This window comes from Lactobacillus sp. UMNPBX19 (assembly GCF_002553805.1).
Taxonomy (GTDB): Bacteria; Bacillota; Bacilli; order Lactobacillales; family Lactobacillaceae; genus Lactobacillus.
Genome location: NZ_PCYR01000038.1, coordinates 1 through 10,168 on the forward strand (window position 1 = coordinate 1; position 10,168 = coordinate 10,168).

General features: G+C 32.6%; 7 protein-coding genes and 1 pseudogene. 2 read left to right on the plus strand and 6 right to left on the minus strand.

The window, feature by feature from the left end; all coding sequences use genetic code 11:
- The 4 genes and pseudogenes from CP370_RS08345 to CP370_RS08360 form a co-directional block, all read right to left on the minus strand.
- A partial coding sequence (locus CP370_RS08345) for a YSIRK-type signal peptide-containing protein (RefSeq protein ID WP_143467871.1) occupies window positions 1-1,733 on the minus strand: 1,733 nt, incomplete at its 3' end.
- A gap of 356 nt (window positions 1,734-2,089) precedes the next feature.
- Window positions 2,090-3,066: pseudogene (locus tag CP370_RS08350) on the minus strand (M13-type metalloendopeptidase); the annotation flags it as partial.
- Between the two features lie 189 nt (window positions 3,067-3,255).
- The gene (locus CP370_RS08355) at window positions 3,256-4,578 is read right to left on the minus strand and encodes a PTS sugar transporter subunit IIC (protein ID WP_087712644.1); all 1,323 of its coding nucleotides are present in this window, start codon (window positions 4,576-4,578) and stop codon (window positions 3,256-3,258) included.
- Window positions 4,579-4,616: 38 nt separating this feature from the next.
- The gene (locus CP370_RS08360; RefSeq protein ID WP_232457447.1) at window positions 4,617-5,159 is read right to left on the minus strand and encodes a hypothetical protein; all 543 of its coding nucleotides are present in this window, start codon (window positions 5,157-5,159) and stop codon (window positions 4,617-4,619) included.
- A 148-nt stretch (window positions 5,160-5,307) separates the two neighbouring features.
- Between CP370_RS08360 and CP370_RS08365 the strand changes: the two genes are divergently transcribed.
- Window positions 5,308-5,991 (plus strand): MurR/RpiR family transcriptional regulator, encoded by a 684-nt coding sequence (locus tag CP370_RS08365; protein ID WP_087712643.1) that lies wholly within the window; start codon window positions 5,308-5,310, stop codon window positions 5,989-5,991.
- A 151-nt stretch (window positions 5,992-6,142) separates the two neighbouring features.
- On the opposite strand, the gene CP370_RS08370 is transcribed toward CP370_RS08365, so the two are convergent.
- Both CP370_RS08370 and helD read right to left on the minus strand, forming a co-directional pair.
- Complete coding sequence (locus tag CP370_RS08370; RefSeq protein WP_087712642.1) at window positions 6,143-6,865, minus strand: C39 family peptidase; 723 nt, start codon at window positions 6,863-6,865, stop codon at window positions 6,143-6,145.
- 142 nt (window positions 6,866-7,007) lie between these two features.
- The gene (helD, locus tag CP370_RS08375) at window positions 7,008-9,326 is read right to left on the minus strand and encodes an RNA polymerase recycling motor HelD (RefSeq protein WP_265737224.1); all 2,319 of its coding nucleotides are present in this window, start codon (window positions 9,324-9,326) and stop codon (window positions 7,008-7,010) included.
- A 144-nt stretch (window positions 9,327-9,470) separates the two neighbouring features.
- Between helD and CP370_RS08380 the strand changes: the two genes are divergently transcribed.
- The coding region (locus CP370_RS08380; protein ID WP_087712640.1) for a matrixin family metalloprotease at window positions 9,471-10,168 on the plus strand (698 nt) is incomplete at its 3' end.

Genomic DNA, 10,168 nt, shown 5'->3' on the forward strand with positions numbered 1-10,168 from the left:
ACTGGGTTGTAGATAACTGGAGTGTCTTTACCTGGATCATCTGGAGTTACGGTTGAAACTGTTGGAGTGTAACCTGAAACAGTTGGAACTGGTTCATTTGGAGTTACATTAGTTGCATCATCTGGATCATTTGTATACCTAGGTTGTGGTGCATTTGGAATTTTTTTACCATCTTTGTCAACAGGAATAATTTTTCCAACTGGTGCATAAAGTAATTTAATATCTGCGGTAGAAGGAACATAAGGATTAGTAAAATTATATGCACCATAACTTACCGAACCATCTGGGTCTACAACGTCTTTGTTAATTACATTATATGTAATTCCATTTGGTGAAGTAACATTTATTGTTGCCTGCATCAATCCTTTATTATCCAATTGATACCAATTTTCATAAATTGTATTTCCAGATCTATCTACCCATTTCCTTCTAAAAGTATCACCCTTTTCAAACTGGGAAAGTGTACCTTGAGCAACGCTACTATTAGTTAAATAATAGCCATCAATTACTTTTTTATTTACTTGAAAAACATTATAATTTTGCCCGGTTAAACCTGTTTGCACAATTTGTGGCATGCCAGGCATTTCTTTTCTCGTTTTTTCATTAATATAACTAACAGTATGTGTAATTTTTTTAGGCACAACGTCTCCCCATGATCTTGACACATTATGATAATCATACGGATCCTCTAAAAATTTTCCTACTCCTTTTCCGTATCCAAATATGTATGCCAAGCCATAAGTTGAACTATTTAAGCTAATACCATCTTTACCAAAGTTATAAATAGTAACCCCTTCATTTGTAGTATATGATTGGTTAACTGGTATATCACCGATTGCATACTGCTTTGTATAATCATCGTCAGTAACATAATAATGCAAATCAGTACCTGGATTGTTTCTATCTGTTGCTAAAGTAATGACTAATGGTAAAGACTGCAAGTGCTCCCCATCTGGAGTAAGATTATCAGGCCTTAGACTTCTCGTTAAATGAAATTGATTAAAGATATATTGATCCTTTGACACTATTCCATTTGTATCTGGATAATTAGTTGCATCAGTAATATTTTCCTCTTTACTACTTTTAGCAAATAATGCTGTTTTTATTAACTCTTGTAACTTTTTCTTTGTAATTTCTGGAGATTGTAATGAAGCTTTCAAGTCGGTTGTACTTTCACTCTTTTTAATATTAGTTGAAGGCTTAATTACCTTATTTTCACTTAAATTTTCTTCAACTTTATTACTTATTGTCGAATTGATCTTATTATCTTTCTTACTATTTGGAGTGACAGCAAAATGCCCCACCCTATTTGGAGTGACAGCAAAATGCCCCACCTTATTACTATCTACTGTAACTGATTTAGAAGTAACAGAAGTATTATTTGACGATTGAGGAGATACTTCATTGGTAGAATTTATCTTCTCTGTTTCTTCTGTCTTATTTTTAGCATTTTGTTCATTAACCACTGCATCTTGTTTATTAGCCTCTTGTTGAGTAGATATATTGGCGTTTTTACTTAATTCAGAAGCTGCAGAATTATTTTCTTGAGTTTCTTGATCTCGTACTTGTGGTGTGCCAGTATCTGCCTTAACTGTTTGACCATTTGACATTTCCATAAATGTCATTCCAACTAATACTGAAGCAACACCAACAGTAAACTTACGAATTGAATAATGATTCTTTTTAGGCTCCATTTTCCGAAGTCGTTCTTGTAAATTATTTTTTGATAGCATTATTTCTTACCACCTTTTCATTTATCGCTTCTTTAGCTTTTATCTCTATTATAATTCGCGTTTTTTATTTTTTAATTTTTATTTTTAAATTTTATATTATACGTAATAATTAAAATTCACTATAGGTCTTTGCTATATAAAGAATAATAATTTGCTATATAAAGAATAATAAATAGTATATAATTTTATAGCAATGTCATTAAGTTAAGCTATTGACATTGTCGAACTTAATGACATTGAATTTTATAGAAATAATGCTTTTGTCTTTGAAATCATTTTAATTTTGCTGTTTTAATTATAGTTATTTAATTAATAGCTATTTTTATTTTTATTGTTATTGTTATTTTATATTTTTTTCAAATACTTACTATTTTATCTTCATCGAGCCACATCCCATCAGATGGTCGGACAGCATAAGTCTCATAAAATTCATCTTGACATTGGGCTGGAATATTAACCCGTGTTGGTTGAGGAGCATGAACATCCACAGCAATTTCTGCTTTTATCGTTGCCGGATGCTAAATTTCATCCATGAACGAGCATAGTTTTCAAATAATTCTTTCAAATCACCATTATCCATCTTGCAAGCTTGAATAGCACAAGTCAATCCACCTAAATCGGCAATATTTTCTGAAACTATTTGTTGACCATTTAACTTAGCGGGACCGTATTTAAGACCATCATAAATATCGATCACTGCTTGCGTACATTTATTAAACTCTGCAAAGTCTTCCTTGGTTCACCAATTCTTCATATTGCCTTTTTCATCAAATTGAGCCCCATTATTATCAAATGCATGTGAAATCTCATGACCAATAGTTGCACCAATACCACCATAATTAGCAACGCGACTTTGTTTGGCGTCATAAAATGGTTCTTGCAAGATTCCTGCTGGAAAAGTTAAATCATTTCTTTGAGGATCATAACAAGCATTGTTCATGTTTCCGGGCATTAACCAAACACTTCGATCAACCGGTTTGATTAATTTAGCAAGATTATCTTTTTCTTTAGCAATGTTGATATTCTTGATGTTTTCATACAAAGATTTATTCTCATCCACTACTAACTTACTAAAGATATCTTCTTGCTTTTCCGGATAACCAATCTTAAGCACTAATGCTTTTAATTTAATAATCGCTTGTTTTTTAGTATCAGATGAAAGCCAAGTATTATCAAAAATTCTTTGTTCATAGACCTTTAACATTTGGTGAATCATGTCAGTAACGTCTTTTTTTACTGCTTCGCCAAAATAAGTTTAACCATAATAAATCCCATCTACTTCATCGAATTTACTATCAGCTAAACGGTATGCATACTTGTCAGCAGCTGGTAAATTCACCAGCACCAGTAATTAATTGCTTGGCTTTAGGTAGAAAGAGACTGGGAAAAAAGTCACTTTTTGACTAAATTTTGATAAAGCTCAAAAATAAAATCGTTGATCTATCAAGGTTTATGCAACCATGATTATCAACGATTTTTGTGATTTAAGAGTTTTTTCCCAGACTCTTTCGTTTAATTCTATCTATACAGCTGCTCCTTGTTTTCTTAGTTCATTTTGTTCAGCAACTCTAAAGAATGGTAGATAGATAAATATACCAATAACAATTAAAATTATTTCAAAAATTATATTTCTCCAATCCATTGAACTCATATATGCTTGGAAGAAAAATGGAGTAAATGACGGATCAACAATATATCCCATTCCAATCCAGTGTAAACTTTCAGCAATATAAGTAAGAATAATGTTAATAATTGGCGCAATTAAAAATGGGATACCTAAGATTGGATTAAAACAGATAGGCGTACCAAAAATTATTGGCTCATTGATACTACAAATTCCAGGAATAATTGATAGTTTTCCTAATGCACGATACTTCTCTACCTTACTTCTCATCATCAAGATTACCAAAGCAAGTGAATTACCAGATCCACCTAAAACGGCAATTCTAAACATTTGTAAATTCATCAAATGAGTTGGCGCTAAGCCCTTCGCTACTAAAGCTGCATTAGCACCAGTTGCTGCAATACCTGTAGCAAAAACAATTGGGAAAATAACATTGCTACCATTAACACCAATTAACCATAATAAATTTCCTAAAGTTACTATCAGAATGTAACCCCATAAACTATTGGCCATAAATGTAGCTGGTGTTAGGCACTTCATAATAAAAGTTGTAAAGTCTGCATGTGTTATACCAACAAGAATTAAATTAGCACCATAAAAAACAAAGATATTAGCCAATAACGGGATAAGAGAATTAATAAAATTAGCAACCATTGGAGGAATTGAATCTGGTAATTTTATCTTTAATTTGCTTTTTTCAATGCCACGATTAATTTCAACAGCTAATAGTCCAATAATAATTGCTACAAATAACCCATTTGTTCCTAAATTATTGAGACTAATTTTATTATTTTTATCGACAGTAGTTGCTACCATTAAGAAGGTAACTAATGAAATCATTCCATCAGTTGCAGGGTGAAGACGTCGATACGCCTTGCTTAATTCATAGGCAATTCCAAACGCACAAATCATCCCAAACACACCCATAGTCATATTATATGGAATAGTTATTTGCGAATAATGTGCCATTGCCCAATATTTCCAACCTGCAAGCCACTGCATAAAAATATTAGCGGTTCTTGGATTATACCGATCAAGTACAATCGGAGGATTAGCAACAATTAAAAAGAATGAACCAATTACCAAAAATGGCAATCCGAAAAGCATCCCATTTGAAATAGCCTGTAGATGCTTTTCATTTCCAAGTTTTTGTCCAATAGGCGTTAAAACTTTATCCAATCTAGTAATCAGTGAATCTTTTTTAGCAGTAGTTTCAGCCATGAGAGATCACCTATTTCCTTACTAAAGATAAATACAACTTAAATTTGATATGGATTAAACTTGAAAGCATTGGGAATAACTTTACTATCATCCCAATTTTCACGAATTTTATGGTATTCGTCCCAATAATCATTATCAACTTTTAATTGAGGTGTAACTTTAGAATCAACCTCTAGAAAATGCATACTCCCTCTTCCCATTTTTTGACCACGAGTAGTATGTTTATCTAATGCATAATCCGGAATTTCAGGAACATAACCTAGAGCAAAATTCTTAATAATGATATTCTTAAGTAAATCAGACGAACGATCTTTAGTTGATTCACATAAGTAACGAATTGCGTGTACAAACATCATTGCACGATCTGGCTCATTGTAACTAAAGTTTTGTCTCATTTGATTCAGATTATTAATTAGAATTGGCGCTTGTGGATTTCCCATTCCAATATCTTCAACCGAAATAGCTTGAAGTCTACGCCATAATTTTTCTTCCATTTGAGGTGAAGAAATATACATCTCATAAGCAAACTCACAAGCAGCCCGTTCTTTTCCTTTTCTGATTGATTTTTGTAGTGCAGAGATAACCTAATCGGCTGCTAATCCATTTCTAGTTCTGGTTCTAGCCCATGGATCTGCTAAAAATTCTTTATCTCTATTTTGTGGTACTTTATTTTTCTTAACATCTTTTTCTGACATCGTGAGTCCTTCTTTCAATCTATAGGAGAAAGCAATGAATATTCAAACTATTAGTGAAAAGTTTCAACTAAATACTGATGAACAAAAAATATTAATTTATATGAATCAACACCGTAACGAAATTAAAAACATCAATATTCGTGAACTGGCTAAAAGAACTTTTACTTCTCCTAGCTTTATCGTTAAGACCTGTAAAAAGATGAAGCTTTCAGGATATTCTGAATTGGTCTTTCTAATAGCAGATGCACCAAACTTCCCTAATAATACTGAAAACGACTTAAAAGTAGAGTCATACGTAAAGCCTTTTTCTAACTTAATGGATAAGCATAGAAACTCAATGATCATGATATTGGGTAGTGGATACTCTCAAAATATTGCTAATTATATGAGCGAATATCTCAATTTGAATGGCTTTCGTTGCACATCAAATTCACATCTTGAAATGCTTAGAAAACACAAAAACACTCTAGTAATTATTATCAGCAATTCTGGGGAAACAAAGCGTCTTGCTGAACTTTGCACACAAGCCGACGAAAATAATTGTGATATTTTATCTTTCACTGGAGATAAAAATTCAACAATTGCAAAACACTCAACTCTTGCAATAAGTTCAGATACTTTTAATCCCACATCTTTTGATAGCCATTATCCTCAGCTGTTTTTTGGTCTAACACTCATCTATTTTGAATTATTAATGAATAACTTTTTGTCTAATTAGGTACCTTCTTAAGACAATTCTTATACTACATGTCATTATTAATAATTTGAATATATTAGTCAGTTTTGAAAACATGTTTCTATTTTGAAAAACATTTTTATGCAAGCATCATAAAAAAGCATCCCAATAACGGGATGCTTTTTTTACTGCGCTATTCAATATAAAGTGCTTGTTTACCTTGCTGGTTATAGCTTGCCTCTATCTTCTTTAAGCTTACCTTTTTATTTTTAACGCCATAAGGATCATTTACATACACAATCCCCTTTTTCTTGTTGTAACCTGTAATCACACAAGCATGAGATGACGGCGTCACATGAACTTTTCCTTGCTTGGTAGACCAAGTCTGCATATCATTTACTCGATCAAACTTCAAAGTTGTAATGATTACTACAGGATGTCCTTTAGAAACCAACTTCAATACCTGAACGAAATCATTGCCTGTATAATTGCGAATTCGCTTTGTGTATTTTCTAGCCACATTATATAGGGGTTCATTATACACACACCAGCCTGCATTCTTGATACTCATGTAACCAACAAATCCAACGTGTGGATTTCCTCGATAATTATTGCCAACAAAAGACGATACATGCTTGATATTCGATGACAACTCTAATTTACTTACATTAATATCATAGTATTTCAACAGCATCGCAAGTGAGGTAACCTCACAACCATTTGGTAAGTCTGGTAATTGGTTTACTAAGGGAACATTTAACTTCTGTTCTGGCTTTAAAGTAAGCCAATCATATTCATTTTGAAATCTTTTAAAATTAAATCCTAAGGCAATTACCCCAGCAGTAATTAACAATATAACTGTATACAGAATTCTTCTTCTACGCCGATATTTTCTAGCTATATTTAATCTTTTCATGCTAAGTATTTTAACTATTATGTATTAAGTCTGTCAAAATGCATAAGAATTAACTTTCAATCCCTATCTGCTTACTTTAATAATAAAAAATCCCTCTAAATCAAGGTTCTAATTATACCAAGATCCAAGAGGGATTTTATTTTTACTTATTTACGTATGTTTTTTCATCTAAATTATCAAACAAAGGACTCTTCTCACCTGTATAAATTAAGTCTAATTTATACATTGCACGTGAAGCAATAGTGTAAAGCAATTGAGTTTCATCTAATTGATGATAGTTTTCTTTTGAAACGCCCCAAGCAACTACTGCATCAAATTCTAGTCCTTTAGCAAGATAGGATGCCATTACTAAAGTACCAGGCACTAAACGCTGGTTTGCCGACCCAATCAAAGTTGCCTTAATATTTCTTTCTTTTAATACTTTAGCAACTTCTTGAGCCTCAGCCAATGTCTTAGTAATAATTGCTGTTGTTAGCGTTTGCTCATCGTTTTCTACTAATATATCTTGCAAGGCACTGTATTCTTTTTCAATACTATCACGCTTGTAAAAGGCTGGCTTTGGACCACGTCTATCAAAAGCTTCAATCTTTTCACCTTGACGCAAGATTTGCTTAGTGAAGTTAGTTATTTCCTTAGTTGAACGGTACGACTTCGTTAATTGAACAACATCGGTCTTCTCGGGATCAAATAATTTAGAGATTTGACTCAAAATGGTTTTACTTTCATCTTTAGTAAAAATAGCTTGATTCAAGTCACCTAACATCGTGAACTTAGCTCTAGGGAAATTGTACTTAAGGTACGCTAATTGGAATGGAGTGTAATCCTGAATTTCATCAATAAAGGCATAGCGCATTTCATAATCTGTTCTACGTCCGGTTACTAGATCATAGAGGTAAAGGTATGGAGAAATATCAGCCATCTTGATTTTTCCAGCCTTAAATCGCTCTTTAACATTTTCAATATGAGCAGCCCATTCTTCTTGGGTAATATCCCATTTACTTAAGTCAATTATCTTAGGAACGGCACGCAAAAAACGTAAGTATTGTGCACGAATATTTAAAAAGCGATTCTGACGAATCTTGCGACTAACTTGCTTTAATTGATTAATTACAATCTTACGAGCTAAAAAGTGTTCTTCTTTTGCGCTAGATTCAAATTCTTGATCTGGACGATCATACAGCTTATTTAATTGTTCTTGATCCAAAGATTCAATAGTTTTATCAACCCATGGCTTCTTAGTTTCAGGTTCAATCCTTCGGTTTAAGCTATTAATCAAAGCTTCTTTTGTAGCTTCAATTCTATTTCTCAGATGGTAGTTTTCGTTAAAGCCATAGTAAATTTCCTTGATCTTTTCTTTATCAAAAAATGGTTTTTCCTTACTCTTAAAGTAAATGTTCTTAAAAATCAAACCATTCTTTTCAAGATGTTTAGCATAGCGAGTTACTGCATTAAAGAATTGCAATGAATTCTTCAAGTTAACAATCTTATCGTTTTGCTCATTATCTTCGAATTGTTCAAATAAGTTTTCAACATTCATTCCGGGAACACGGCGTGAAACAAACTGCCAGTAAGTCATTTGAACCATATTCTGTTCTCCCATTTCCGGAAGAACATTTTTAACATAATCATTAAATAATTGATTTGGGCTGAACATAATAACATCGCTAGAAGTCAAATTACCACGATAGCGATATAGTAAGTAGGCCACACGCTGCATAATGGCAGAAGTCTTCCCCGAACCAGCAGCTCCTTGAACAAATAAAAGATCAGCACTAGTATTTCTAATAATTTTATTTTGCTCACGTTGAATGGTAGTAACAATTGACTTCATCTGTGTAGATGATTTTTCATTCAAGACATTTAAGAGCATTTGATCCCCAATGGATTCATTGGTATCAAACATATTAGTAATCTTGCCATCTTTAATTAAAAATTGACGCTTCTTAGTCATATCAACAGTTTGCACACCATCTGGTGCATTATATGATACTTTTCCTAATTTTCCATCATAGTAAATAGATGATATTGGGGCACGCCAATCATAGATTAAAAAATGATCTTCCTTATCTGCAAAAGACCCTAATCCAATATAAATAGTTTCTGGTTCTTCATTAGGTTCTTGAAAATCAACTCTTGCAAAATATGGCTTCTTTTCTAAACGCTGCAAAGTTGATAATTGCTTAGCTGAATGTTGCCAAGCATTTTGTCGTTCCGCTAACATTTGTTGTTGCTGGTGAATAGAAAGTGCAGTATCCATTGAAGTGGAGTAGCCATCATAATCTAATTTCACATCATCAAAAAAATGTGAGTTGATATTTTGAGCTTCATTTTGTGCATGTTCGATTGAATGATCAAGCTCTTTTTCTTTCTTTTTAATTAAACCAAGAACATCATCTAAATGCTTTTGTTCTTTTTGTTGTTCAGTTTCTTTTACCAAAATTATGTCACCTATTTCTAGCATTAGTAAAAACGTTGCATATTATTTTATCATATGTATACGCTTTCTAAAAGAATTTATAATTTTCAGAAAGTCTCAACTGTTATTTAGTATTTTCTTAAATAATTAGTTTTATAATTAAATAAAATTACATTGCGAGATGAGAAAGTGAAACGATTTTTTAAAACAATTCTAGTTCTAGTCCTCCTTTTTGTAGGGCTTGAGTTCGCCTATCAAAAGGCAGCTCCAGAAATTGAAAAAACATTTGGAACTAGAAATCCCCTCCCCTATCTAACTGCAAAAGTACAGCAATTTATTTCACCTGAAAAAATCCAAAATGATGACAAAAATGCAGACAGTTCTAAAGGACATACTTTTGACTCTAATACAGCCACTGTCTACATAGATCTTTCTGATCCAACTCTAAAACAAGCTGCCCTTGATGGAATTAACGTTTGGAACAATACAGGTGCCTTTAATTTTAAAATCACAAATGATAGAAATAATGCCAAAATCATTATTAAGTCAATGAATGATGGTGAAACGAATGCGGCTGGATTAACTGATACTCAATACAACTCTTTAACTGGACACTTACTTAAGGCCACGGTTCGCTTAAATTCATATTATCTTTTAAATCCAAGCTACGGCTACAATAATGGCCGGATTGTGAATACAGTTGAACATGAATTAGGCCATGCAATAGGATTAGGACATAAAGATGGGATTTCAGTTATGTATCCACAAGGATCTTTTTATACAATTCAACCAAGTGACGTCCAAGATGTTAAAAAACTATATCAAGAACAATGTGTCTGGGAAAAAACTAACTTTCAGATACCAAAAGACGATCAATCCAACTCTTA

Coding starts and splice junctions, on each gene's coding strand:
- CP370_RS08365 (WP_087712643.1), top strand. CDS start 5,308: ATGAATATTCAAACTATTAGTGAAAAGTTTCAACTAAATACTGATGAA.
- CP370_RS08370 (WP_087712642.1), bottom strand. CDS start 6,865: ATGAAAAGATTAAATATAGCTAGAAAATATCGGCGTAGAAGAAGAATT.
- CP370_RS08355 (WP_087712644.1), bottom strand. CDS start 4,578: ATGGCTGAAACTACTGCTAAAAAAGATTCACTGATTACTAGATTGGAT.
- helD (WP_265737224.1), bottom strand. CDS start 9,326: ATGCTAGAAATAGGTGACATAATTTTGGTAAAAGAAACTGAACAACAA.